Below are 24,273 nucleotides of genomic sequence, written 5' to 3'. Positions count from 1 at the left end.
CCCACCGACGGAGGAACCATGCCATCCATGTCCGAAAGCGAACGCATCGCCCTTGCTGCCCGCCTTCACGTGGCGCTGCGGCGAAAGCATGGGCGCGTGACCGACACCGAGTGGATGGCGACCAATGCCGAGTACGCGGCCGAGATCGTGCGCATGACGCGCGCGCACGCTGCTGACACCAAGGACGAGGAGCTTTACCAGTTGGCGACACGGCTGGAGCAGGCGATGGAGCCGCTGGCTCGCGCTGCGCGGCTGGCGGCGCGGCAGCCCGATGGGACGCCGCCTACGCCGCCGCCTCGCTATGTGGGTGGGTTGCGCTGAGTCTTTTCGGGGTGCGTGCGAATGACACCGGGTGCTCAGCTTGCAGCCAGCGCTGCCTTGCGAATCGACTGCAGGGTGCTTCCCGGGGTGATCGCTTCCGGGTCCAGCAGGCAATGCAGGATGGCCGGCTTGCCGCTGGCACGCGCACGAGCCAGCGCGGGGCCGAATTCTTCGGTGCTGGACACGCGTTCGCCGTGGCCGCCGAACACTTCGGCATAGCCGCGAAAGTCCGGGTTCTTCAACTGCGTGGCGCTGATGCGGCCGGGGTAGTGCTTTTCCTGGTGCATGCGGATCGTGCCGTACATGGCGTTGTCGAGCAGCACCACGATGATCGGCAGGCCGTACTGCACGGCCGTCGCGAACTCCTGGCCGTGCATCATGAAGTCGCCGTCGCCCGCGAACACGACCACTTCGCGCTGCGGCCACAGCCGCTTGGCGCCGACGCCGGCCGGCAGGCCGTAGCCCATCGAGCCGCTGGTGGGCGCAAGCTGGCTCGCGTAGGAGCGGAACGGCCAGAAGCGGTGCACCCAGGTGGCGAAGTTGCCCGCACCGTTGCAGAAGATGGTGTCGGCCGGCAGCACTTCGCGCAGGTGCTGTATGACCTCGCCCATCTGCAGCGGGCCGGGAATGCGGATGGGAGCCGGGTCGCTCCAGCGCAGGAAGTCCTCGCGGGCGGTCTTCGTTTCTGCCTGCCATGCCGGCGTCTGTGCGGGGCGCAGCGTGGACACGGCTTCCGCGAAAGCCTGCGGCGTGGCGTGGATGCCCTGCGCCGGACGATAGAGCTTGCCGAGCTCGTCGGCGTCGGCGTGCACATGCACCAGCGCCTGCTTCGGCTGCGGAATCGCCAGCAGCTCGTAGCCCTGCGACGGTACTTCGGACAAGCGCCCGCCGACCAGCAGCACGAGGTCGGCGTTGCGGATGCGCTCCAGCATGCGCGGATTGGCGCCAAGGCCCAGGTCGCCCGCATAGCAGGGGTGCTCGGCCGACATCAGCATCTGGCGACGGAACGAGCAGTACACGGGCAGCGAGAACGCGGCCGCGAAATCCGCGAACTGCTGCGCGGCCTTCTCCGACCAGCGGCTGCCGCCCAGGATGACCACCGGGCGCTGCGCCTGCGACAGTCGCTGCTGCAGCTCTGCGAGTTGCGCTGCACCGGGATGGGTTTCGGTCACCGCGTAAGGCTGCGCGTCGGCCACCGTCGCAGCCTCGGTCAGCATGTCTTCGGGCAGCGCTATCACCACCGGCCCGGGCCGGCCCGAGGTCGCGACATGGAAGGCACGCGACACCAGCTCAGGCACCCGTGCCGGATCGTCGATCTGCACCACCCACTTTGCCATGGTGCCGAACACCGCGCCGTAGTCCAGCTCCTGGAAGGCTTCGCGGCCCAGCGCATCGCGCGCGACCTGGCCGACGAACAGCAGCAGCGGTGTCGAATCCTGGTGCGCGATGTGCACGCCGGCCGCCGCGTTGGTGGCGCCCGGTCCGCGAGTGACGAAGCACACGCCCGGCTTGCCGTTGAGCTTGCCCTGCGCCTCGGCCATCATCGTCGCGCCGCCTTCCTGGCGGCACACGGTCACGTCGATGGATGCGTCATGCAGCGCATCGAGCACGGCGAGAAAGCTTTCGCCGGGCACGCAGAACAGCTGCTTGACGCCGTGGGTGATGAGCTGGTCGACCAGGATCTGGCCGCCGGTGCGGGGTGAGGTCATGCGGTTTCCAATGAAATGAAGGAGGTCATTCGAGCGCGGCGCAGGCAGCGATGATGCGCGCGCACGCCTCTTCCAGCTGCGCCATCGATGTCGCATACGAAATGCGGAAGTACGGCGCCAGCCCGAACACGCTGCCCGGCACCACCGCCACCTCGAAGTCCTGCAGCAGGTAGCGGCAGAAGTCGCTGTCGGTCTGCAACAGCGCACCGCCGCGGGTGCGCTTGCCGAGCACGCCGGCGCAGCTCGCGAAGGTATAGAACGCGCCTTCCGGCACGCGGCAGTGCAGCCCCGGCGCGCGGTTCAGCGCGGCGACCACGAAGTCGCGCCGCGCCTGGAAGTCGGCGCAGCGCTCGGCCACGACGTCCTGCGGCCCGGTCAGCGCCTCGATGGCAGCGGCCTGGCTGATGGACGAGGGGCACGAGGTCGTCTGGCTCTGCACCACGGCCATGGCCGCGATCAGCGCGCGCGGCCCGGCGCCGTAGCCCACGCGCCAGCCGGTCATCGCGTAGGCCTTCGACACGCCGTTGATGGTCAGCGTATGTTCGCGCAGGCGCGGCTCCACGGCCACCGGCGTGGCAAACGCCAGCCCGTCGTAGAGGATGTGTTCGTAGATGTCGTCCGCCAGCACCCAGACTTGCGGATGGCGCAGCAGCACCTCGCACAGCGGTTTCAGCTGCGCTGCGCTGTAGGCCGCGCCGGTCGGGTTCGACGGCGAATTGATGAACAGCCAGCGCGTGCGCGGCGTGATGGCCGCTTCGAGCTGCGCGGCGTCGAGCCGGAAACCGTTCTCCCCGGTACACGCCACCGGCACAGGCACGCCGCCGCAGATCTGCACGATGTCGGCGTACGAGGTCCAGTACGGCGCGGGCAGGATCACCTCGTCGCCGGGGTTCAGGCTGGCCATCAGTGCGTTGAAGATCACCTGCTTGGCGCCTGCGCTCACGCTGATTTCGTCGAGGGCGAAGTCGAGCGCGTTGTCGCGCTTGAACTTGAGCTGCACCGCCGCCTTCATCGCCGGGCTGCCGTCGAGCACCGTGTAGCGCGTGTCGCCGCGCCCTATGGCGCGCACCGCGGCCTCGCGCACGTTCTGCGGCGTATCGAAGTCAGGCTCGCCCGCGCCCAGCACGATCACCGGACGACCCGCGCGCTTGAGCGCGTTCGCGTTGTCGGTGATGCGCAGGATCTCCGAGACGCCGATGGCGCGCACGCGCTGCGCCGGCTGAAAAGCGAGGGAGGCAACGGTATCTGCTGTCACTTGGCGTAGGCCTCCAGTGGCTTGTCGTTGGGCTCGAGCATCAGCTGCTTCAGCGCCGCGCTCATCGGCAGGTTCAGGCTCGTGTTCTTCGGCGGAATGGCGGCCACGAACCACTTGGTGTAGATCTTTTCGAGGTCGCCGCTCTTCATCATGCGGCGCAGCGAATCGTCCACCGCGGTCTTGAAGGCCGGGTCGTCCTTGCGGAACAGCAGCGCGATCGGCTCCGAGCCCAGCGCGTCGCCCACGATGCGATAGGCCGCGGGGTTCTTCGAGTTCGCGATGATCCCGGCCAGCAGGTTGTCGTCGAGCACGAAGGCATCGGCGCGGCCCGACTCCATCAGCAGGAAGCTTTCGAGGTGGTCCTTGCCGAGCATGGTGTTGTACGAGACGTTCTGCGCGCGCTCGCGCTTGCGCAGCAGCTGCACCGCAGTGGTGCCGGTCGACGCCGACACGTTGCGGCCCGCGAGCTGGTCGAGCGTGGTGATGCCCGAATCGACCTTGGTCGCCATGCGCACTTCGCTCACATAGGTGGTGAGCGCGAAGGCCACTTGCTGCTGGCGCGCGGTGTTGTTGGTGGTGGGGCCGCAGCCGATGTCGAGCGTGCCGTTCTGCACCAGCGGGATGGTGTTCTGCGCGGTCACGGCCATGTATTCGAGCTTGGCCGTGGGCGCGATGTCTTTCAGCACGCGCTCGCACAGCTCGACGTGGTAGCCCACGTACTTGTCGCCCGCGCCGAGCATGTAGGCCATGGGCGGCGAGGCTTCGCGCACGCCGAGCACCACCTTGCCGCTGGTCTTGATCTTGTCGAGGGTGCCGGTGGCCGGGGTCTGCGCGCTGGCACCGAATACGAATGCAAGCAGCGTGGCGGCCGCGATTCTCTTGAAGGGAATGCTCATGTTCTCTGTCTCCTGGTTATGGTTTTTGGTGAATGCATGCGGCCGCCCACCTGCCGCCGCAGCAAGGCGCTGCGCGGCAAGCTCGAACGAACCGGGAGGCGATCAGTCGCCGATGTCGAAGGTCACGCCTTGCGCGAGCGGCAAGGCGGTGGAGTAGTTGATGGTGTTGGTGGCACGGCGCATGTACGCCTTCCAGCTGTCGGAGCCGGCTTCGCGCCCGCCGCCTGTTTCCTTCTCGCCGCCGAAGGCGCCGCCGATCTCCGCGCCGCTCGGACCGATATTGACGTTGGCGATGCCGCAGTCCGAACCCGCGCTCGACATGAAGCGCTCGGCCTCGCGCATGTTCAGCGTGAAGATCGACGACGACAGGCCCGCGCCAACGGCGTTGTGCAGCTCGATGGCTTCGTCGAGCGTGCTGTAGCGCACCACGTACAGGATGGGCGCGAAGGTCTCGCGCAACACGGGGCCCTCATGCGACTTCAGCTCGACCAGTGCGGGGCGCACGTAGTACGCGTCCTTCGTGCCGATGCCTTCGACGCGCTGGCCGCCGTGCACCTTGGCGCCGATCTCGCGGCATTCACCGAGCGCCTTTTGCATGCCGTCGAAGGCCGCGCGGTCGATCAGCGGACCGACCAGCGTGCCGGCCTCGCGCGGGTCGCCCACCTGCACGTTGCCGTAGACCTTGGCGAGCTTGGGCACCAGCTGGTCGTACACGCTCTCGTGCACGAACAGGCGACGCAGCGTGGTGCAGCGCTGGCCGGCCGTGCCCATGGCCGCGAAGGCGATGCCGCGCAGTGCGAGGTCGAGGTCGGCCGAGGGCGTGACGATGGCAGCGTTGTTGCCGCCGAGTTCGAGAATGGCGCGGGCAAAGCGTGCGGCCAGCTTCGGCCCCACTTGCCGGCCCATGGCGGTCGAGCCGGTGGCCGAGAGAATCGGCACACGGTGGTCGTCGACCAGCACTTCGCCGACGTCGCGCTGGCCCAGCAGCAGGCCGAGCAGGCCTTCGGGCGCATCGCCGAAACGTTCGATGGCGCGCTGCGCGATGGCGTGCACGGCCAGCGCGGTCAGCGGCGTTTTTTCAGACGGCTTCCAGACCACCGAGTCGCCGCACACCAGCGCCAGCGCCGCGTTCCACGACCACACGGCCACCGGAAAGTTGAAGGCCGAGATCACGCCGCACACACCCAGCGGGTGCCAGGTTTCCATCATGCGGTGCTCGGCGCGCTCGGTGGCCAGCGTGAGGCCGTAGAGCTGGCGCGAGAGGCCGACGGCGAAGTCGCAGATGTCGATCATTTCCTGCACCTCGCCCGCGCCCTCGGACGGGACCTTGCCGGCCTCCAGCGTGACGAGCAGGCCCAGGTCGCGCTTGGCGGCGCGCAGTTCTTCGCCCAGCAGCCGCACCAGCTCGCCGCGGCGCGGCGCCGGCACGTTGCGCCAGGCCTTGAAAGCCTCGTGCGCACGGCCGATGGCAGCGGTGGCCTCTGCCGGCGAGGTCTGCGGCACCTGCGCAATCACCTCGCCGCTGACGGGCGAACGCACCGTCAGCTCGCCGCCGGTGTGGGCCTCGGGGGGCACGCCCAGACGCTGCAGCAGCTGTTCGACTTCGGTGGCGACGGAGGGGGAGGTGTTGGCTTCGGACATGGACGCGCTCCGGGAAGGAGGAGAAAGGAGGACCCGGTCAATATCTGCGAATCCCGCGCGCTTGCCTAGTGAAAATATGGAAGGACCTGATGCGTTTCAGGAATGAACTCGCACGGTTCATGTGCGCCTAGCGCACCAACCGGGTGGCCGCCATCACCCACAGCACCACCAGCACGCCGTTGCTCGCGGCGAACAGCACCAGCCGGTGGATCACGTGGTTGTAGGTCAGGTGCACCACGCTGTGCAACGCGCGCAGGCCGACATACGCCCAGGCCAGCCAGATCGCCGTGGGCGTGGGCAGCACCGCTACATAGAAGAGCAGGCACACCACATAGAACAGCACCGGCAGCTCCAGCAGGTTCATGTAGTTGCGGTTCGGGATGCGCACGGCGTCGGGCACGGCCGCCGATTCGCCCAGCTTGAAATCGATGCCCCGGACCTCGCGGCGCCGCACGGCGCGGATGCGCACGATGGGGATGAGCAGCAGCACCAGGCCGGTGAGGCCGGCGAGGGCGAATACGGGGTAGAGGATCGAGGGGTTGTTCATGGATGGGGCTCCTCGCGCGCATTGTCGTGTCAGGCGGAAGAGTCGAACTGGCCTGTTCGGCGACTGAAGGCGTAGTCGAAATTGCAAGGGCGGACATGGATCCGCCGCTGCCGAATCAGGCAACATCAGGCATGCACTCGGAATTCGAACAAGAAATCGTGATCCTGACGGGGGCCGAAGTGGTGCGCCGCCGCACCGGCATGTACTTCGATGTCCATGATCGCGATGTCGCCGCGACGCTTGCCCTGCAGGCCCTCTGCCATGCCATCGACGATGCGATCGACGGTCGATGCACACAGATTTTTCTGAAGATCGACGGCGCGGAAATCGACGTGCGCTACGACAGCGGCATGCCTCTCGAGCCCGACGCGCAGCATCCGAACTGGACGGTGGCGCAGATATTTCTCACGATCCATGCCGCCTGCCATTCGCGCAAACGTCATCTGGAAGTGGGTTCGGAGTTCTGCCGGATTGGGATCGCGGTACTGAACGCTGTCTGCAGCGAACTCACGGCGGAGATCAGGGACGGTGGAAAGCAATTGCGGCTGCGCTTCGAGCAAGGAGAGTTGCGGGAAGAGGCCCCGATTTCGGCCACCCAGGAAGCCGACGAAACGCGGCTGCATTTCGTGCTCGATCCGTCAATACTTCCGGACAACCGGCCCGGCGAAGACGCATTGCGCCGTGCCCTGCACGATCTGCACTCCCGATTTCCGGGCCTGAAGATCGAGATGGAATACGCATCCGCAAGCGATTGAAGCGAATCGCTCAGCCCGGCCCGGGCGCCTCGGGCAACGAAATCTTCTGGCTCGCCGGCGACCCCGCCAGGCTCTGCGCCGGCCTCCTCAACGTCGCATCGAACGGATTGATCTTCGGCCCGATGGCCGCTGCCTCGCGCTTGAGCAGCTCGACCACCGTCGGCATGCGGTCCGCATTGAGCCGGTCGGCAATCGTGCCCACGCTCAGTGCCGCCACGGCACGCCCCTCGCGGTCGAGGATCGGCACGGCCACGCCCGCCATGCCTTCGAGCAGGCCCGTGTTGCGCCCCGCATAGCCCGCCTGCCGCACGCGCTCGATCTCGGTGCGCAGGTACACCTCGTCGTACACGCCGTACTCGCGCACGCGTGAGAGGTTGAAGCGGATCACCTCTTCACGCTCGGCCTCGGGCAGGAAGGCCAGGATCGCCAGCGCGCCCTGCCCCACGCCCAGCGCGATGCGCCCGCCGATGTCGCCTGTAAACGAGCGAATCGGGAACGGCCCTTCGCTGCGGTCAAGGCACACCGCGTCGAAGCCGCTGCGCGCCAATAGAAAGATGCTGTCGCCCAGGCTCGCGCACAGCCGCAAGAGCACCGGCCGGCAAATGGAGCGCAGGTCGCCCGGGTTGCCAGCGCTCGCTGCCAACGCGAAGAAGTCGATGCTCAGCCGGTAGAGCTTGCTGCGCTCGTCCTGCTCGACCATGCCTTCGGCCATGAGCGATTGCAGCAAACGGTGCGTGGTGGCCTGCGTGAGGCCCACGGAACGTGCGATCTGGGTCACGCGGCCGCCTTCGGCCTGCACCGCGCCGAGCGCGCGGATCACCGAAAAGACGCGCGGCACGCCGCCGCTGGCCGCCGGCGACGCCGAAGAGGTCTCCATACCTTGCTCCTGTGGAATCCGATGTATCAATCGCAGCCATCATATTCCATTGATCGGAATAAATTGAAGAAAGATTCTGATTAATGGAATACCCGAGGCGATCTGGCGCAATCGTTGCAATAGAGTGAATTAAGAGCAGCAAGCTGTCCATGGCCCGCACCAAGGTGAAACAAGGTGCCTGAAGCCATCTTTTCGCCCCCGAAGAAAGGCCCGTTCCATGTCATTCCTCCGGCTTACCGACGTGACCAAGTTCTATGGCGCCACCCGCGCGGTGTCGGCCATGAGCCTCACTGTGGAAAAGGGCGAGTTCGTCTCGCTGCTCGGCCCCTCGGGCTGCGGCAAGACCACCACGCTGCAGATGATTGCGGGCTTCGAGGCCGTGAGCAGCGGCCGCATCGAGCTCGCGGGCAAGGACATCACGCATGCCAAGGCCAACACGCGCGGGCTGGGCATCGTGTTCCAGACCTACGCCCTGTTCCCGCACATGACGGTGGCCGACAACGTGAGCTTCGGCCTCGAGATGCGCAAGATGCCCAAGGCCGAGCGCATCGAGCGCGTGAAGCAGGCGCTGGCGCTGGTGCACCTCGAAGCGCATGCCGGGCGCTACCCGCGCGAGCTTTCGGGCGGCCAGCGGCAGCGCGTGGCGCTGGCGCGCGCGCTGGTGATCGAGCCGCCGGTGCTGCTGCTCGACGAGCCGCTGTCCAACCTCGACGCCAAGCTGCGCGAGGAAATGCAGTTCGAGCTACGCCAGATCCAGCGCAAGGTCGGCACCACCACGGTGATGGTCACGCACGACCAGAGCGAAGCCATGTCGATCAGCGACCGCGTGGTGGTGATGGAAGGCGGCTGCGCCACGCAGATCGACCATCCGCAGCGCGTGTACGAACACCCGAGCACGCGCTTCATTTCCACCTTCGTGGGCAAGGCCAACCTGCTGGACTGCCGCGTGTCGAACAGCGGCGCCACGCGCACCTGCGTCGAGGTCGGCGCGCTCTCGCTCGACGTGGACGACACGGGTTTCAGCGTCGACGCCGCCGCGCTGCTGAGCGTGCGGCCTGAAAAGCTGCAGCTGGTGCCGCCGGGCCAGGGCCGCCTCGACGGCGAAGTGCAGGAGCGCTTCTTCCTCGGCAGCCAGTGGCTCTACCGCGTGGCCACGTCCGTCGGCGATCTCACGGTGCTGAGCCCCAACGACGGGCGCGAAGCGCTCGAAGAAGGCGGCCGCACGGGCCTCGACTGGCCGGCGCACTGCATGCGGCTGCTGCCAGCGGAAGAAAAGGCTGTCGCGGCATGAGCAGCGTATTGAAGAGCAAGGCCACGCCCTGGTGGCTCTCCGGCCCGGCGCTGCTGCTGTTCACAGCGCTGCTGCTGGTGCCGCTCGCGCTCACGGCTGTGCTGTCGTTCAACGTGTACGACCCGGCCACCGGCCCCAAGTCCGGCGAGTTCACGCTCGCGCACTACGCGCTGGTGTTCTCCGACTCGTACTACCTCGGCATCTTCTGGCGCACCTTCTGGGTCTCGGCCCTTGTCACGCTGATCTGCGTGCTGGTCGGCGCGCCCGAGGCCTATGTGCTGAGCCGCATGCGCAACCCATGGCGCTCGGTGCTGCTGCTGGTGGTGCTGGCGCCGCTGCTGGTTTCTGTGGTGGTGCGTGCCTTCGGCTGGAGCATGCTGCTGGGCCCCGAGGGCGCGGTGAACGGGCTGCTGGGCCTGCTCGGCATCGGGCCAGTGAAGATCCTCTACACCAGCACGGCCGTGGTCATCGCGCTGGTGCACGTGATGCTGCCCTTCATGGTGATCCCGGTGTGGACCTCGCTGCAGAAGCTCGACCCGGGTGTCGAGAACGCAGCGCTCTCGCTCAACGCCACGCCCTTCACCACGCTGCGGCGCATCGTGCTGCCGCAGGTGATGCCGGGCATTCTCTCGGGCAGCCTGATCGTGTTCGGTCTTGCTGCGAGTTCGTTCGCCATTCCGGGGCTGCTGGGCGGGCGGCGCCTGAAGATGGTGGCGACCATCGTCTATGACGAATACCTCAGCGAGCTCAACTGGCCGCTGGGTGCAGCCGTGGCGCTGGTTCTGCTGGTGGCCAATCTCGTCGTGATGCTGAGCTACAACCGCCTGGTAGAAGGCCGCTACAAGAAAGCGCTGGGCTGAAGCGATGAACAAGAACGGCCCCATCGCCCTCGCGTTCAACGCGCTCGTCATCGTCTTCATGCTGGCGCCGCTGGTGGTGGTGTGCATCGTGGCGTTCACGCCCGAGAACACGTTGACCATTCCGACCACGCACTTCTCGCTGCGCTGGTTCAAGGCAGTGTTCGCGCACCCCGACTTCATGCAGTCGTTCTGGAACAGCCTGTGGCTCGCGCTGAGCTCGGCCACCATCGCGACGCTGCTCGCGGTGCCAGCCGGCATGGCGATCACGCGCTATGAGTTTCCGGGACGCAACTTTCTCAACGGCCTGTTCCTCTCGCCGCTGATCGTGCCGCACCTGGTGCTGGGCGTGGCGCTGCTGCGGCTGTTCGCGCTGGTCGGCGGCACGGGCAGCTTCGGCTGGCTGGTGATGGCGCATGCGCTCATCGTCACGCCCTACACGCTGCGGCTGGTGGTGGCGGCGCTGGTGGGCTTCGACCGCAGTGCCGAGCAGGCCGCGCTATCGCTGGGCGCGAGCCAGGCCACGGTGTTCCGCCGCATCACGCTGCCGATGATCCTTCCGGGCGTGACGGGCGGCTGGATGCTGTCGTTCATCAACAGTTTTGACGAAGTGACGATGTCGATCTTCGTCACCGCGCCAAGCACGGTGACGCTGCCGGTGCGCATGTACATGTATGCGACCGAGTCGATCGATCCGCTGATGGCGGCGGTGTCAGCGCTGATGGTGGCGATCACGGCCTTCGCGATGGTGCTGCTCGACCGTGTGTACGGGCTGGACCGCGTGCTGGTGGGGCGCAGATAAGCAATGACGACAACGACAACTTCGAACGCCCTGCTGCACCGCGTGGCCGAGACCACCGGGCGCGAGACCGTGCGCTTCACCCTCGACGGCGCACCCGCGAGCGCACTGGCCGGCGACACCGTGCTCACGGCCGTGCTCACGCAATGCGCCCAGCTGCGCCGCAACGAATTCAGCAACCTGCCGCGCGCCGGCTTCTGCATGATGGGCGCCTGCCAGGACTGCTGGATCTCCACCGGCGAAGGCGAACGGCTCCGCGCCTGCTCGACCTTCATCGCGCCCGGCATGGCGCTGGTCACGGGAAGGAATGGCGCATGACGACGGCAAGCGAAATCCGCCCCGCGATCGTCGGCGCCGGCCCGACCGGCGTGCGCGCGGCGCAGACGCTGGTGGCGCACGGCCTGCGGCCTGTGGTGATCGACGAGGCGTCGCGCGCCGGCGGGCAGATCTATCGCCGTCCGCCCGCCAGCCTCTCGCAACGCACCGCGCGAACGCTCTACGGCTTCGAGTCGAAGCGCGCCGATGCCGTGCACTCGGCCTTCGATGCACTACAGGGCCGCATTGACCACCACCCTGACAGCCTCGTGTGGAACGCACAGGACCACAAGCTCGACGTGATGCACAACACCACGTGCAGCACCCGTCGCGTGCCCTACAGCCACCTCATCGTTGCGACCGGCGCCACCGACCGCGTGCTGCCGGTGCCGGGCTGGACGCTGCCCGGCGTCTACACGCTCGGCGGCGCGCAGGTCGCGCTCAAGTTCCAGGGCTGCGCCATCGGGCGCCGCGTTGTGTTCATGGGCACCGGGCCGCTGCTGTATCTGGTGGCGTACCAGTACGCGAAGGCCGGCGTGGAAGTGGCTGCGGTGCTCGACACCGCGCGCCTCGCCGACCAGATCGCCGCCACGCCCGCGATGCTGACGCAGCCCGCCGTGTTCGCGAAGGGCGTGTACTACGTGGGCTGGCTGCGCGCGCACGGCGTGGCGCTGCACAGCGGCGTGCGGCCGCTGCGCGTGCTCGGCGACGAGGAACAGGGCCGCGTCACCGGCGTGACATGGCAAGACGGCAACGAAGAACACACACTGGCCTGCGATGCCATCGGCTTCGGCTACGCGCTGCGCTCCGAAACGCAGCTCGCCGACCTGCTCGGCTGCCGCTTCGACTACGCGCCGATGCACCGCGCCCACCTGCCGGTGCGCGATGCGGCGGGCCGCTCCAGCGTCGAGGGCGTGTATCTCGCGGGCGACGGCGCCGGCATCATGGGCGCGGACGCGGCCGAGTGGGCCGGTGAACGCGCGGCACTGGCGCTGCTGGCCGACAGCGGCGTAGCGGTCGACACAGCACGCGCCGCCGAACTCGAACGCAAGCTCGGCAAGCTCGCCGGGTTCCGCCAGGGCCTCGAACGCGCCTTCCCCGTGCCGCAGGACTGGGCCGCGCACGCGAGCGACGATCTCGTGATCTGCCGCTGCGAGAACATCACGGCCGGCACGCTGCGCCGGACCGTCGCCACCAACGGCGCCGACGAGATGAACCGCCTGAAGGCGCTGTCGCGCGTCGGCATGGGCCGCTGCCAGGGCCGCATGTGCGGCGTGGCGGCGGCGGAGATCCTCGCGCATGCCACGGGCCAGCCGCTGCAGCAGGTCGGCAGGCTGCGCGGGCAGGCGCCGATCAAGCCGATTCCGATCATGCTCGTGCCCGCGGAAGGAACTGGCGCATGAGCACGATCAAGAAGCTGCAGACCGACGTCGCCATCATCGGCGGCGGCATCGTCGGCTCTTCGGCCGCGCTGGCCTTGCGCCGCATGGGCCTGGGCGTGGTGCTGCTGGAGCGCGATCTTTGCGGCTCGCGCTCCAGCGGCGTGAACTTCGGCGGCGTGCGCCGGCAGGGCCGGTCATTGAGCCAGCTGCCGCTGACGCAGCGCGCGCACCGCATCTGGGGCCAGCTGCCCGAGCTGCTGGGCACCGACGGCGAATACATCCGCTCGGGTCATTTCAAGATCGCGCGCAGCGAATCGGACATGGCCTCGCTCGAACGCTACCGCGCGCTGAGCAGCGACTTCGACCTGGGCCTCGAGCTGATCTCCGGCGCGCGCCTGCGCGAGCAGTGCCCCTGGCTCGGCGCGCGCGCCGTGGGCGGCTCGCTGTGCGCGGAAGACGGGCAGGCCAATCCGCGCCTCGTGTCGCCGGCCTTCGCGCTCGCGGCGCAGCGCGCGGGCGCGCAGATCTTCGAGCGCCACAAGGTCGACGAGGTCGCGCATGACGGCGCCATGTTCATCGTGCGCAGCGGCAACACGCTCGAGGTGCAGGCGCCCGTGCTGCTCAACTGCGCGGGCGCCTGGGCCGGCGCCATCGCCAGCCAGTTCGGCGAGACGCCGCCGCTGCGCGCGCGCAGCCCCGTGATGGCGGTGACCGAGCCGGTGCCGCACTTCATGCAATGGAGCCTTGGCGTGGAAGGCGGCGGCATCTACTGCCGGCAGGTGGCGCGCGGCAATCTCGTGCTCGGCGGCGGCACGGGCATCACGCTCGATGCCGAACGCGCGCGCGCCGAGCGCGACGCCATCGCCACGCTCGCGATGCAGGCCGTGGAGCTGTTGCCCGTGCTGCGCCATGCGCACATCATCCGCACCTGGGGCGGCACCGAAGGCTACCTGCCCGACCGCGAACCGGTGCTCGGGCCCAGCCGTACCACGCCCGGCCTGTTCCACGGCTTCGGCTTCTCGGGCGCTGGCTTCCAGATCGGCCCGGCCGCCGGCGAAGTGCTGGCCGAACTGGCGCGCGACGGGCGCACCGAGACGCCCATCGACGCCTTCGCCATCGAGCGCTTCGACGAACAACCCCTTACCGTTTTCCCCACCTGAACCTGATTGGAGAGCATCGCCATGTACCGCATCGCCAAGTCCCCCCGCTTTCTCCTCCTTGCCGCGCTGCTCGCAGCCGCCGGCAGCGCCAGCGCGCAGACCAAGACCATCTACATCGGCATGAACGGCGGCACCATGGAGAAGGCGTACACGCAGTACGTCTTCCCGGCCTTCGAGAAGGCCTACGGTGCCAAGGTGGTGGTGGTGCCCGGCACCTCGTCCGACATCCTCGCGAAGGCGCAGGCCAACAAGGACAAGCCGCAGATGCACGTGATGTTCCTGGACGACGGCGTGATGGTGCGCGCCATCGGCATGGGCCTGTGCCAGAAGCAGAAGCCCAGCCAGTCGCTCAGCGAGATCTACCCGGCCGCGCGCTTCAAGGACGACATGGCCAGCGGCGTGAGCCTGGGCATGACGGGCCTTGCCTACAACGCCAAGATGTTCAAGGAGAAGGGCTGGGCGCCGCCCACCTCGTGGATGGATCTGGCCGACCCCAAGTTCAAGGGCAAGGTGGTGTTCCAGTCGATGTCGTCATCGTCCTTCGGGCTGCACGGCTTCCTGATGTTCAACCGCATCCAGGGCGGCAACGACAAGAACGTTGAGCCGGGCTTCAAGGCCTGGCCCACCACCATCGGGCCGAACGTGCTGGAGTACATCCCGAGTTCGGCCAAGCTCTCGGAGATGGTCCAGACCGGCGAGGCGGCGATCTTCCCGCTGACGCCCACGGCCGTGGCCGCACTCAAGACCAAGGGCATTCCGGTCGAGTACGCGCCGCCTAAGGAAGGCGCGGTGGTGCTCATGGTCGGCCAGTGCGTGATCGCCAACAACAGCGAGCCCGAGCTGTCGCAGAAGCTCGCCGAGTTCCTGCTGAGCCCGGTGGCGCAGGCCAACGTGCTGCAGTACGGCGCGCAGATCCCGACCAACCCCAAGGCCCCGGCCGTGGGTGAAGGCGCGGCGCAGGTGGCGGACATCAACAAGTGGATGAAGACGGCAGTCACCATCGACTGGGAAAGCATCAACGCCAATCGCCCCGCGTGGAACGCGCGCTGGAACAAGACGATCGAGAAGTGATTCGTCAGCCCTGCGCGGCGGCTTGCTTGGTCTTGCGCAGCAGCACCGGCAGGCACAGCAGGTAGAGCGACGCCCCCGCCAGCCACACGATGCCCGGAAAGCGCGTGCGGAACGCGAAGTAGAGCGGGCTGATGAGCAGCGGGCCGAACACCGCGGCCAGGCTGGTGATGCTCGCGAGCACGCCCTGCAGCCGCCCCTGCTGCGCCTCGCCCACGCGCGCCGAGAGCGTCGCCTGCAGCGCGGGCGCGCAGACGCCGCCCATGCACAGCAGCGGCAGCAGTGCGATCACCATCCAGCCCTGCGTGGCGAAGGCAATCAGCGCATAGCCCGTGCCGTCGGCGATGGTGCCGATGGCGATGGCTGCGCGTTCGCCCCAGCGCTCGACCAGCGGGCCCGCCACGAAGCCCTGCACCAGCGCATGGAGCAGGCCGAAGACCGCGAGCGAGAGGCCGACCATGGTGCCGTTCCACGCGTAGCGGTCCTGGCCGTAGAGCACCCAGGTCGTGCCGGCGACTTCGCCCACGAGCACGAGCAGCAGGAACACGCCGAGCAAGGGCAGCAGCGCGGGAAAGCTCCCGGCCCAGCGCAGCGGCGCGAGCGGATGCAGCACGCCGCGGTCGAAGGGCTGCGACGCGAGTGCCGGCGGGCGCGACTCGCGCAACACCAGCAGCCCCACGAGAAAGGTCACGCCATTGAGCAGTGCGGCCGCGATGAACGGCAGCCGCACGCCGTGGTCGCCGAGCACGCCGCCGATCGCCGGCCCGGCGATGAAGCCCAGGCCGAAGCAGGCGCCCATGCGGCCGAACCAGCGCGCGCGCTGGTGCTCGGGCGTGAGGTCGGCGATGGCGGCGGAGGCCACGGCGGTGCTCGCGCCCGTCATGCCCGCGATCGCGCGGCCCACGAACAGCATCCACAGCGAGGGAGCGAAGGCCATGAAGAGCGCGTCGACAGCCGCGCCCAGCACAGAAGCCAGCAGCACCGGGCGGCGGCCGAAGCGGTCGCTCAGTGCACCGAGCACGGGCGCACAGAGGAACTGCATCAGCGCATAGAGCGAGAGAAAGGCGCCGAAGTGCCAGCCGAGGTCGCCGGTGTGGCCGACCTCGCGCAGCAGGCTCGGCACGATCGGCATGACCAGGCTGATGCCGATGGCGTCGAGCGTGACGATCGCGAGGATCACGAACTGCGCGTGGCGGCCGTTCGTCGCGAAAGAAGCTGAAGAACTGTTGGAATTTATCATTGATAAGGAATTATCAGCGATAAATTCCAGGCTGTGAAGTACCCGCACGAACTGGCATCGACATCGACATGAAACTGGACCGCGAAGTGATCCTCGAGGCAGCGCTTGCGCTGCTCGACGAGGTCGGCATGGACAAGCTCAGCACCCGGCTGCTGGCCGAGCGGCTCGGCGTGCAGCAGCCCGCGCTGTACTGGCATTTCAAGAACAAGCGGGCTCTGCTCGACGCGATGAACAGCGAGATCCTGCACCGCGCCCACGAGCGCAAGCTGCCGCTGCCTGGCGAGACCTGGGACGGGTTCCTGCGCGAGAACGCGCACAGCTTCCGCCGCGCGCTGCTGGCGCGGCGAGACGGCGCGCGGCTGCATGCCGGCTCCGAGCCCGATCCGGGCGACCTCGACATGGTCGAGGCCCAGCTCGCGGCCGTGGTCAACCTGGGCGTGCCGGCGACGCAGGCGATGACGCTGCTGATCGCGCTGGGACGCTACACCGTGGGCTGCGTGCTGGAAGAACAGGCGGCGCCGCCCGACGCGGAGATGCGCCAGCAGGCGCTCGATGCCGCCGCAGCCTCGCGCCCGCTGCTGGCAGAGGCGTTCGCCCACTACCGCCGGGCCGGGCCCGACGCGCTGTTCGAGATCGGCGTCGACCTGATGCTCGAAGGCGCGAAGGCGCGCCTCGCGGGCAAAGGCCAGGCCGCCGAGGCTAGCCCCCGGCCCCGCCGAGAATCCAGCCGGCGGCCTTCTCCGCCATCATCAGCGTAGGGCTGTTGGTGTTGCCGCTGGTGATGGTCGGCATCGCGCCCGCATCCACCACGCGCAGGCCCTGAATCCCACGCACCCGCAGTTGCGAATCGAGCACGGCCATCGGGTCGCTCCCGGCACCCATCTTCGTGGTGCCGACCGGATGGAAGATGGTCGTGGCGATGTCGCCGGCCAGGCGCGCCAGGTCCTCGTCGGTCTGGTACTGCACGCCGGGCTTCCACTCCTGCGGCTTGTACTTGGCAAGCGCAGGCTGCTCGGCGATGCGGCGCGTGACGCGCAGCGAATCGGCCGCCACCTTGCGGTCTTCGTCGGTGCTCAGGTAGTTGGGCGCGATGGCCGGCGCATCTTCGAATCGCTTGCTCTTGATGCGCACCGAGCCCCGGCTCGTGGGGTTGAGGTTGCACACGCTCGCGGTGAAGGCCGGAAAGCTGTGCAGCGGATCGCCGAAGGCGTCGAGCGACAGCGGCTGCACGTGGTACTGCAGATTGGGCCATTCGCGATCAGGCGAGCTGCGCGTGAAGGCGCCGAGCTGCGACGGTGCCATGCTCATCGGGCCACTGCGCTTGAGCAGATATTCGAGGCCGATCTTCGCCTTGCCGACCATCGACGAGGCCATCACGTTGAGCGTGGGCGCGCCCTCGATCTTGTAGACCGCGCGAATCTGCAGATGGTCTTGCAGGTTGGCGCCGACACCTGGCGCGTCGAGCACCACGTCGATGCCGTGCTGGCGCAGCAGATCGGCCGGGCCGATGCCCGAGAGCTGCAGGATCTGCGGCGAGCCGATGGCACCCGCGCTCAGGATCACTTCGCGCGTGGCGTGCGCAGTGGTCATCTCGCTGCCGTTCCACACCTCGGCGCCGGTGCAGCGGCGCGTGCCGTCGGGCAGCGTCTCGAACAGCAGGCGCGACACCTGCGCGCCGGTCCAGAGCTCGAAGTTGGGCCTGCCATAGCAGGTCGGGCGCAGGAAGGCTTTGGCGGTGTTCCAGCGCCAGCCGTTCTTCTGGTTGACCTGGAAGTAGCCCACGCCTTCGTTGTTGCCGCGGTTGAAGTCGGCGGTGTGCGGCACGCCGGCCTGCGAAGCGGCTTCGGCAAAGGCGTCGAGGATGTCCCAGCGCAGGCGTTGTTTCTCGATGCGCCACTCGCCGCCGGCGCCATGCATTTCGTCGGCGCCGAGGTAGAAGTCCTCGTGCTTCTTGAAGGCCGGCAGCACGTTCTGCCAACGCCAGCCTTCGTCGCCGGTGAGATCGGCCCAGTGCTCATAGTCGCGCGACTGGCCGCGCATGTAGATCATGCCGTTGATGCTGGAGCAGCCACCCAGCGTCTTGCCGCGCGGGTAGCGCAGCACGCGGCCGTTGAGGCCGGCGTCGGGCTCGGTGCTGTAGAGCCAGTCGGTACGCGGATTGCCGATGCAGTACAGGTAGCCCACCGGAATGTGGATCCAGTGGTAGTCGTCCTTGCGGCCCGCTTCGATGAGCAGCACGCGCTTGCTCTTGTCGGCACTGAGCCGGTTCGCCATGAGCGAGCCGGCGGTGCCCGCGCCGATGATGATGTAGTCGAAGGTGTTGTCGTTGTCTCTCATCTTTTTTCTCAGGGTTTCACGGTCATGGTCTGGGCGGTGCCCTCGCCGAAAACTTCGGGTGCGTACATGGCCTCCACGCGCACCGGGGGCAGCTTGAAGTCGCCCGCGTTGTTCAGCCGCACGGTGTATTCCACGCGCCAGTTGCCGCGCGGCACGTAGCGGAAGTACGCACGGTAGCTGTCGGTGGCGCGTTCGATGTAGCTGGGCCAGGCCCAGCCCTCGCTGGTCTCGCCGCGCTGCGCGAGATTGCTCTCGCGGCCCAGGCCGCGGCCGAGCTGGCTCGCGCCCGAGGGCACGGCGTCGCGCACCACCACCCAGGTCTGCTCGGCGGTCGATTCGAGGTCCAGCCGCACCCGGTAGACGTCGCCCACCGACCACTGGCCCTTGCGCTTCTGCTCGACCGGCGTGACGCTGCGGCGCACCACGAGGCCGTTGGCGACGGGCTGCGTGTTGCGCACTGCTGCCAGCGTGCTGATGGTGGCCCATGGCTTGCCGCTGCCTTCGTGGCGCAGCTGCAGCGTGCCTTGCGCGCCTTGGGCTGGCCAGGGCAGCAGCATGCTTGGGGCCTTGGCATCGGTCCATGCCGCATCGCGCGTGGCGCGGCCCAGCGTAGCGCGCGTCGTGCCATCGACCGGGCCGGCTTCGAACTGCTGCTGGAAGCGGCGCAGCGCGACCGTGCTCCAGGCATTGCCGGTGGTGGTGCTCCAGCGGCCAGCGCTCTGGCGGCCGACCAGCCCTTGCGTGATGAGCGGCGCATCGGCCTTCCAGCTTGCGTCGGTCTCGGCCCATTGCTGCGCGAGCAGGGCCATGCGCGCGGCGGTGCTGTCGCCGCTCCACATGAACCACCACCAGTGCAGCGACGATTCATCGCGCCAGCGCAGGCGCGTGCCCTGCACGTCGAAGCGGCTGCGCAGCTGCGCGCCGGCTTCCTTCAGCGCAGCATCGCGCTCGGCATCGGCGGGCATCGCCATGAGCGCGCGCGACCAGTCGACCAGCGACTGGGCCGAGAGCGCGTCGAGCGCCTTGGGCTTGACCACGATCTTCGCGCGGCCATGCTCCACCAGCGTGGCCTGCGCGGCGAGTTGCTGCGGCTCCAGGTAATTGCGCGGCGCCCAGTCTTGCGCGGCCAGGCGGCCTTGAAGCAGGGCATCGAGCGCATCGAGCATCTGGCGGCGCGGGGCCTCGGGCACAGGCCAGCTCTTGGCGTGGGCGAGGTCGAGCAGCTGCACCGTGAGCATCTCGCTGCCGGACAGCGAGGACTCGGGGAAGTAGCGCGCCAGGCCCTTGCCATCGATGTACTTGGGCAGCTGGGTCATCAGCCGGTCCCAACTCGCGCGGTCGTCGAGCGACACGTAGCGCGAGCTCTGCTGCTCGAGGCAGCTGTACGGGTACTGCGCCATCCAGCGCGTCGATTCGGCGAGTGCCGCATCCACGAGGCTGGATTGCAGCGCCACGCGCACGCCGCCTGTGAGCGGCACGGCATCGCGCGGTTGCACGACGGGCACCGCGCCCGCGTCGGCCACCGACAGCAGCGTCGACTGGCGCACCGTGGCGGTCAGTGCTGGCACCACGCGCTGCGTGATCTCCAGCGCGTCGCGCTCTTCGCCGCCCTGCGCGCTGATGCGCCAGCGCAGCGTACTGGCACCACCGGGCACGGCCACAGGCCACAGCACTTCCTGCGTCTGGCCGGCCGCAAGCTGCACGCGGCGCTCGATCTTCAGGCCGCGCGCGGCCAATGCATCGGCGGGCACCACATCGCGTGCGCCGGACCATTCGCCATTGGGCTCGACGACGGCCTCGGCCTTGAGCACCACAGCGAGCGGCGACGCGCCGGTGTTGCGCAGGCTGAGCTTCTGCACGATGGCATCGTCCGCGCGCAGCAGCTCTGGCAGGCCGCTGAAGATCTGCAGCGGCTGCGTGCTGGTGATGGTGGTTTCGCCCTGGCCGAACTGCGCCTCGCCCGCACTGGCGATGGCGACGATGCGGAACTGGGTGAGTGCGTCGTTGAGCGGGACGGTGGCGCGGGCGATGCCTTGGGCGTCGGTGCGCAGGTCGGTGCGCCAGAGGATGAGCGAGGAGAGGTCAGTGCGCGGGGGCGGCTCGTCCGGCGCGTCCGGCTTCGAGGCGCGCATCGCGGCGGCCGCGACCGGGGCCGGAGCGCCCGGTACGGCGCCGAACAAGCCGCGCGCGGCCTCGTCGTCCGGCCGGTGCTGCGGCTGCAGACCGAGCTCGACCCGGCGCAACAGGCGGGCATCGAGCGCCGTGCTGATGACCGAGTTGCCGCGCGCCGCGAACATCGCCCGGGCCAGCGCCCAGGTGCCATTGGGCTTGAGCGCCAGCAGGGCCTGGTCCACCGCGACCAGCGTCACGCGCGCGCCCCCCACGGGCTGGCCGGCGACATCGCGCACCGCGACTTCCATCGGCAGCTGCGTACGCGGCCGCGCCGTTGCAGCCTCGGGACGCAAACCGACGGAAAGCGTCCACGCGTCGGGACGCACCGGCACCTCCGCGCGCTGCACGCTCGCCAGCGGTGCGTCCTTGCCTGCGTCCTGCAGCGGATACACATAGCGCGCCGCCAGATGCACGTTGGGCGCATGTTGCGCAGTCAGCGGCAGTTCGATGCGCTGCGCCATCGCGGTGATCGCATGCACGCTGGCTGCCATCACACCTTCGCGTTCCACGGTGAGCAGCAGGTTCGCCGGCAGACGCTCGGGACGCGCGATCACGATGGCGGTCTCGCCAGGGCCGAAGGCCGGTCCGTTCTCCAGCTGCAGCGCTGAACGGGCCAGCGCCTCCTGCCAGCCCAGTGTCCAGCGGTACTGCAGCATGTTGGTGCGCACGACGGCGCGGCTGTGCTTCAGGCTGCTGGCGCTCGCGCTGAACAGCCATTGCTCGGGCACCTGCTGGCCCGACACTGCAGCGGGTAACTGCCACTCGCAGGCCCACCGCCCTTGCGCGTCGGTGCGGGTGCTGCACACATCCACCTCGGGGCCGAGGTCGGTGATTCGCATCTGTCCGTTGTTCCAGTTCCGCTGCACCGGCTTGACACGCACGCTCACGGGTTCGTCGGCCACCGGCCGGTTCTGGTCGTCGAGTGCAATGCCTTCGATGGCCTGCGGCCGATCCCGGTCTTTCGCCCGCACGCGCAGGCCGAGCTTCATGCGGTCGGGCCACAGCATGGTGCTGGCGCCGACGGTCTGGGTTTCGCCGTTGGGGTCCTGGAACTTCAGCTCGGTCTGCAGCAGCATCGGCCGTTCCAGCGATGGCGCCTTGAGCCGCAGTTGCGTCCTGCCGGCGGCATCGAGCTTCGTGGCCTGCGGTGGAATGGACGGCGGCATGGCAGGCACGGCATCGAGCGTTTCGTCGTAGAACGCGTAGCCGGGCTGCGGACCTTGCACCTGGCGCGCCCAGCCCTGCTGCACGGTCACCGGCAGCCCGGCCGCGGCGCCGCCGGCGAAGTAGCTCAGCCGCGCATCGACCACCGCGAGTTGAGCGTCGCGCTCCCACAGCGCCTTGGTGCGCAGTTCGCTGTCGAACACCGGCGTGCGGAACTCCTCGACCTGGAACTGCGCACTGGCCAGCTGCCGGCCGCCCTGCAACACCAACACGGTGTAGTTGCCGAGCTTGGCGTCGAACGGGATCGTCCATTGGCTGGTGGCGCTCCCGTCGGGGCCGAGCGGCACACTGGACGTGCTCACCTTGTCGCTCCAGCTGTAGCGAATCTCGATATCGAGCGTGCCTGCCGGCGGCAGCGCGAAGCCGCGGCTTTCAAGCAGCCGCACGACGTGCTGCATGCTGACGGTCTCGCCTGCCTTGAACAGCGTGCGGTCGAGCACGGTGTGGGCACGGAAGTTCTGCGCATCGCGGCCTACGGGAAAGCCGTTCCACCCTGCGAAGACCTGCATCAGCGCCATGTCGTCGCCGGCGCGCACCACCACCCAAGGGCTGTTGTTGCCGCCGCCACCGTAGCGTGGCGTCACGGCGCGGGTGTTGTTGCTGCACGCCAGCTTGCCACGCAAGGCCTCGTCCGGCCGGGCCAGGCCCTGCGCGTCGGTCTTGCCGCGCCAAAGCAGTTCGCGGTTGCACGAGTACACGGCCACGTCGGCGCCCGCCACCGGCTTGGCGCTGTCGAACGCGGTGACCCAGATCACCGAAGCACCTGCATTGCCGAAGCTCGCGCCGGGGTTGAGGTTGGTGGCCTGCACCACCGCATAGCGCTGGCGTGGCGAGGCATCCCGGGTTTCGTTCGGACCAAGCGGGCGTGTGTCGATGTATTGCGTGAAGGCGGCGCTGTCGGCGCGCACCACGTGCAAGCCGGGCGCGGCGAGCGGCACGCCGACGAATTCCATTGCATCGCCCTGCGTGGCCAGCGTCGATGTACGCGGTGCCCCTGCCTTGGCGTTCAGCTCTTCGGTGGGCCATTGGCCGGCCTGCTGGTTCTGCAGCAGTTCGATGGCGTAGGCCTCGATGCCCACGCCCATCTCGCCGCCGAGCCGCCATTGCCGCAGCGGCACCGACTTCTCGACGCGGCGCACGGCAAAGGCCGCCACTGCGTCGGACTTGCCGGCTTGCCACGGCATGACGGCGAGAGAGTTGGCCACACCCAGATATGGCGGCAGGCGAGCGAATTCGACTGTCTTGGGAAACTCCGACGCGTTGACCAGCGGCCGGCCGAGCACGTCGCGGAAGTCTTCGGGCAGGCGCGCAGTGAAGCGGGTTCCCTCGCCGAAGCTGCCCTTGGGCGGCATCACGCGCAACTGCCGGACCTCGTCACGACGCCATGTGTCGACGGCATCGAAAGACAGGTCGGCGCCCGACGCGTCGGTCAGGCGAATGCCGCCGGACCTCATGAGGCCGATGCCGGCGGAGAAAGTCAGTTCGACCGGCCGTCGCGGGTCGCAGGCCTTCTGTCCCTGGGGGTAGTCGAGCACCGTGCACTCGACACGCGCGGTGAAGCGCGGACGAGTCGTGTAGTTGAAGAGCTTCGGCTCGGCACCGCCCACGGGCGCCTGGCGCAAGCGCAATTGCACGCCTTCGGGCAGCGGCTGCGCACAGCGCAGTGCCAAGGCATAGGTACCCGACTGGGCTGCGCGCAGCGCCGAGGCCAGGGCGGCCCCGGTGACCAGCTCTGCCGGCTGGCTCTGCACCTTGTCGCCGTCGCGCAGCTCGCAGGTGAAGCCGGCCGCCAGCGTCTGCGGATCACCCACGGGCTGGGGGTCGTAATGGCGCAGCAGGAAGACCTGGTCGGGCGCAACCTGCGAGCCCTCGGCCGGAAAGGAAGTAGAGAAACCATGGGGGCCGGCCACGAAGCTCGCGGCCGGCGGCGTGGTCACGGCCTCGCCCGCCAGCGTCTTCAGCCCAGCCTTGAACACGACATTGCATCGCGTCCCACCACGCACATCCTTCTCGAACTCGAAGGCCCAGGCGCGCGGACCGATCCAGCGCGCGCGCCCTGCCGGCGTCTGCGGCGAGCACTGCACGTTCGCGGGCTCGGCGCCTTCGCTCTGGCCCAGCGGCACCATGTCGGCGTCGAAGCGGATCGACACCTGCCGCACGTCGCGCGCTTCGCCTTGCGGGCTCACGCTGAGCACGCCGGCAGCGTGCAGCGTCGGCGCCGCAACGAGCGCCACGGCCAGGGCCAGCAGCCGCCAGAGCGCGCCGCCGGCCGAAGCCGGGTTTCGGAAAGTCCTCGTGTTGTTGTTCGCAGCCATGTCTCCTCGGTCCTCTCTGGTCTTCTGATGCTGGACGCGGGATGCGTCCGGGTTTCTAGGCGGTCATGGCGAACTCTACGGAAGAAACGTTTCAGAACCCGAAGGATCGGAG

At 68.5% G+C, this 24,273-nt stretch carries 19 protein-coding genes; 10 read left to right on the top strand and 9 right to left on the bottom strand.

The window, feature by feature from the left end; genetic code table 11:
* The first annotated feature begins 18 nt into the window (after nucleotides 1-18).
* Complete coding sequence (locus BLV60_RS09615) at nucleotides 19-321, top strand: hypothetical protein (RefSeq protein ID WP_093053641.1); 303 nt, start codon at nucleotides 19-21, stop codon at nucleotides 319-321.
* 35 nt (nucleotides 322-356) lie between these two features.
* On the opposite strand, the gene BLV60_RS09610 is transcribed toward BLV60_RS09615, so the two are convergent.
* The 5 genes from BLV60_RS09610 to BLV60_RS09590 all read right to left on the bottom strand — a co-directional run bounded on the left by BLV60_RS09610 (nucleotide 357) and on the right by BLV60_RS09590 (nucleotide 6,369).
* Nucleotides 357-2,030 carry a thiamine pyrophosphate-binding protein gene (locus BLV60_RS09610; RefSeq protein WP_093053638.1) on the bottom strand — a complete coding sequence of 558 codons (1,674 nt, stop codon included), beginning with the start codon at nucleotides 2,028-2,030 and terminating at the stop codon, nucleotides 357-359.
* Between the two features lie 25 nt (nucleotides 2,031-2,055).
* Nucleotides 2,056-3,285: a pyridoxal phosphate-dependent aminotransferase gene (locus BLV60_RS09605; protein WP_093053635.1), complete on the bottom strand. Its 1,230-nt coding sequence runs from the start codon at nucleotides 3,283-3,285 to the stop codon at nucleotides 2,056-2,058.
* A complete protein-coding gene (locus BLV60_RS09600) occupies nucleotides 3,282-4,181 on the bottom strand; it encodes an amino acid ABC transporter substrate-binding protein (RefSeq protein ID WP_093053632.1) in 900 nt (299 codons plus the stop codon). The genes BLV60_RS09605 and BLV60_RS09600 overlap by 4 nt, the downstream gene beginning before the upstream one ends.
* 102 nt (nucleotides 4,182-4,283) lie before the next feature.
* Nucleotides 4,284-5,822 carry an L-piperidine-6-carboxylate dehydrogenase gene (locus tag BLV60_RS09595; RefSeq protein WP_093053629.1) on the bottom strand — a complete coding sequence of 513 codons (1,539 nt, stop codon included), beginning with the start codon at nucleotides 5,820-5,822 and terminating at the stop codon, nucleotides 4,284-4,286.
* Between the two features lie 127 nt (nucleotides 5,823-5,949).
* Nucleotides 5,950-6,369 (bottom strand): MAPEG family protein, encoded by a 420-nt coding sequence (locus BLV60_RS09590; RefSeq protein WP_093053626.1) that lies wholly within the window; start codon nucleotides 6,367-6,369, stop codon nucleotides 5,950-5,952.
* Nucleotides 6,370-6,464: 95 nt separating this feature from the next.
* Here BLV60_RS09590 and BLV60_RS09585 point away from each other — a divergent pair, with 95 nt between their 5' ends.
* On the top strand, nucleotides 6,465-7,124 hold the full coding sequence (locus BLV60_RS09585) for a DNA topoisomerase IV subunit B family protein (RefSeq protein ID WP_093053623.1): 660 nt from the start codon (nucleotides 6,465-6,467) through the stop codon (nucleotides 7,122-7,124).
* Between the two features lie 10 nt (nucleotides 7,125-7,134).
* Here the strand turns inward: BLV60_RS09585 and BLV60_RS09580 are convergent, their stop codons facing one another.
* Nucleotides 7,135-8,001: an IclR family transcriptional regulator gene (locus BLV60_RS09580; protein ID WP_093053620.1), complete on the bottom strand. Its 867-nt coding sequence runs from the start codon at nucleotides 7,999-8,001 to the stop codon at nucleotides 7,135-7,137.
* 217 nt (nucleotides 8,002-8,218) lie between these two features.
* On the opposite strand from BLV60_RS09580, the gene BLV60_RS09575 reads away from it, so the two are divergent.
* Genes BLV60_RS09575 through BLV60_RS09545 form a run of 7 tightly spaced genes read left to right on the top strand, consistent with a single transcriptional unit; the run spans nucleotide 8,219 to nucleotide 14,876 of the window.
* A complete protein-coding gene (locus BLV60_RS09575) occupies nucleotides 8,219-9,292 on the top strand; it encodes an ABC transporter ATP-binding protein (protein WP_093053617.1) in 1,074 nt (357 codons plus the stop codon).
* Nucleotides 9,289-10,152, top strand: coding sequence for an ABC transporter permease (locus BLV60_RS09570; protein ID WP_093053615.1), 864 nt, complete (start codon nucleotides 9,289-9,291; stop codon nucleotides 10,150-10,152). The genes BLV60_RS09575 and BLV60_RS09570 overlap by 4 nt, the downstream gene beginning before the upstream one ends.
* A 4-nt stretch (nucleotides 10,153-10,156) precedes the next feature.
* Nucleotides 10,157-10,951 carry an ABC transporter permease gene (locus BLV60_RS09565; RefSeq protein WP_093053612.1) on the top strand — a complete coding sequence of 265 codons (795 nt, stop codon included), beginning with the start codon at nucleotides 10,157-10,159 and terminating at the stop codon, nucleotides 10,949-10,951.
* Nucleotides 10,952-10,954: 3 nt separating this feature from the next.
* Nucleotides 10,955-11,266 (top strand): (2Fe-2S)-binding protein, encoded by a 312-nt coding sequence (locus BLV60_RS09560; protein WP_093053609.1) that lies wholly within the window; start codon nucleotides 10,955-10,957, stop codon nucleotides 11,264-11,266.
* Entirely contained in the window at nucleotides 11,263-12,666 is a 1,404-nt protein-coding gene (locus tag BLV60_RS09555) for an NAD(P)/FAD-dependent oxidoreductase (RefSeq protein WP_093053606.1), read from the top strand. The genes BLV60_RS09560 and BLV60_RS09555 overlap by 4 nt, the downstream gene beginning before the upstream one ends.
* Nucleotides 12,663-13,805, top strand: coding sequence for an NAD(P)/FAD-dependent oxidoreductase (locus tag BLV60_RS09550; protein ID WP_093053602.1), 1,143 nt, complete (start codon nucleotides 12,663-12,665; stop codon nucleotides 13,803-13,805). The genes BLV60_RS09555 and BLV60_RS09550 overlap by 4 nt, the downstream gene beginning before the upstream one ends.
* Nucleotides 13,806-13,826: 21 nt before the next feature.
* On the top strand, nucleotides 13,827-14,876 hold the full coding sequence (locus BLV60_RS09545) for an ABC transporter substrate-binding protein (protein WP_093054239.1): 1,050 nt from the start codon (nucleotides 13,827-13,829) through the stop codon (nucleotides 14,874-14,876).
* 4 nt (nucleotides 14,877-14,880) lie between these two features.
* Here the strand turns inward: BLV60_RS09545 and tet are convergent, their stop codons facing one another.
* Entirely contained in the window at nucleotides 14,881-16,113 is a 1,233-nt protein-coding gene (gene tet, locus BLV60_RS09540) for a Tet(A)/Tet(B)/Tet(C) family tetracycline efflux MFS transporter (RefSeq protein WP_093053599.1), read from the bottom strand.
* 68 nt (nucleotides 16,114-16,181) lie between these two features.
* Between tet and tetR the strand changes: the two genes are divergently transcribed.
* Nucleotides 16,182-16,871 (top strand): tetracycline resistance transcriptional repressor TetR, encoded by a 690-nt coding sequence (gene tetR / locus BLV60_RS09535; RefSeq protein WP_093053596.1) that lies wholly within the window; start codon nucleotides 16,182-16,184, stop codon nucleotides 16,869-16,871.
* On the opposite strand, the gene BLV60_RS09530 is transcribed toward tetR, so the two are convergent.
* Together BLV60_RS09530 and BLV60_RS09525 are read right to left on the bottom strand one after the other, a co-directional pair.
* Nucleotides 16,813-18,450, bottom strand: a complete 1,638-nt coding sequence (locus tag BLV60_RS09530) for a GMC family oxidoreductase (protein WP_093053593.1) — start codon at nucleotides 18,448-18,450, stop codon at nucleotides 16,813-16,815. The genes tetR and BLV60_RS09530 overlap by 59 nt on opposite strands.
* An 8-nt stretch (nucleotides 18,451-18,458) precedes the next feature.
* A complete protein-coding gene (locus tag BLV60_RS09525) occupies nucleotides 18,459-24,161 on the bottom strand; it encodes an alpha-2-macroglobulin family protein (RefSeq protein ID WP_093053590.1) in 5,703 nt (1,900 codons plus the stop codon).
* Between the last annotated feature and the right edge of the window lie 112 nt (nucleotides 24,162-24,273).

This window comes from Variovorax sp. YR634, assembly GCF_900106655.1.
In the GTDB taxonomy this organism is placed as follows: domain Bacteria; phylum Pseudomonadota; class Gammaproteobacteria; order Burkholderiales; family Burkholderiaceae_C; genus Variovorax.
This window is presented reverse-complemented; position numbering and strand designations above follow the sequence as displayed.

Excerpts from the sequence above, each read along its gene's own strand:
- BLV60_RS09615 (WP_093053641.1), top strand. The coding sequence starts at position 19 with ATGCCATCCATGTCCGAAAGCGAACGCATCGCCCTTGCTGCCCGCCTT.
- BLV60_RS09610 (WP_093053638.1), bottom strand. The coding sequence starts at position 2,030 with ATGACCTCACCCCGCACCGGCGGCCAGATCCTGGTCGACCAGCTCATC.
- BLV60_RS09600 (WP_093053632.1), bottom strand. The coding sequence starts at position 4,181 with ATGAGCATTCCCTTCAAGAGAATCGCGGCCGCCACGCTGCTTGCATTC.
- BLV60_RS09595 (WP_093053629.1), bottom strand. The coding sequence starts at position 5,822 with ATGTCCGAAGCCAACACCTCCCCCTCCGTCGCCACCGAAGTCGAACAG.
- BLV60_RS09590 (WP_093053626.1), bottom strand. The coding sequence starts at position 6,369 with ATGAACAACCCCTCGATCCTCTACCCCGTATTCGCCCTCGCCGGCCTC.
- BLV60_RS09585 (WP_093053623.1), top strand. The coding sequence starts at position 6,465 with ATGGATCCGCCGCTGCCGAATCAGGCAACATCAGGCATGCACTCGGAA.
- BLV60_RS09580 (WP_093053620.1), bottom strand. The coding sequence starts at position 8,001 with ATGGAGACCTCTTCGGCGTCGCCGGCGGCCAGCGGCGGCGTGCCGCGC.
- BLV60_RS09575 (WP_093053617.1), top strand. The coding sequence starts at position 8,219 with ATGTCATTCCTCCGGCTTACCGACGTGACCAAGTTCTATGGCGCCACC.
- BLV60_RS09570 (WP_093053615.1), top strand. The coding sequence starts at position 9,289 with ATGAGCAGCGTATTGAAGAGCAAGGCCACGCCCTGGTGGCTCTCCGGC.
- BLV60_RS09565 (WP_093053612.1), top strand. The coding sequence starts at position 10,157 with ATGAACAAGAACGGCCCCATCGCCCTCGCGTTCAACGCGCTCGTCATC.
- BLV60_RS09560 (WP_093053609.1), top strand. The coding sequence starts at position 10,955 with ATGACGACAACGACAACTTCGAACGCCCTGCTGCACCGCGTGGCCGAG.
- BLV60_RS09555 (WP_093053606.1), top strand. The coding sequence starts at position 11,263 with ATGACGACGGCAAGCGAAATCCGCCCCGCGATCGTCGGCGCCGGCCCG.
- BLV60_RS09550 (WP_093053602.1), top strand. The coding sequence starts at position 12,663 with ATGAGCACGATCAAGAAGCTGCAGACCGACGTCGCCATCATCGGCGGC.
- BLV60_RS09545 (WP_093054239.1), top strand. The coding sequence starts at position 13,827 with ATGTACCGCATCGCCAAGTCCCCCCGCTTTCTCCTCCTTGCCGCGCTG.
- tet (WP_093053599.1), bottom strand. The coding sequence starts at position 16,113 with ATGATAAATTCCAACAGTTCTTCAGCTTCTTTCGCGACGAACGGCCGC.
- tetR (WP_093053596.1), top strand. The coding sequence starts at position 16,182 with ATGAAACTGGACCGCGAAGTGATCCTCGAGGCAGCGCTTGCGCTGCTC.
- BLV60_RS09530 (WP_093053593.1), bottom strand. The coding sequence starts at position 18,450 with ATGAGAGACAACGACAACACCTTCGACTACATCATCATCGGCGCGGGC.
- BLV60_RS09525 (WP_093053590.1), bottom strand. The coding sequence starts at position 24,161 with ATGGCTGCGAACAACAACACGAGGACTTTCCGAAACCCGGCTTCGGCC.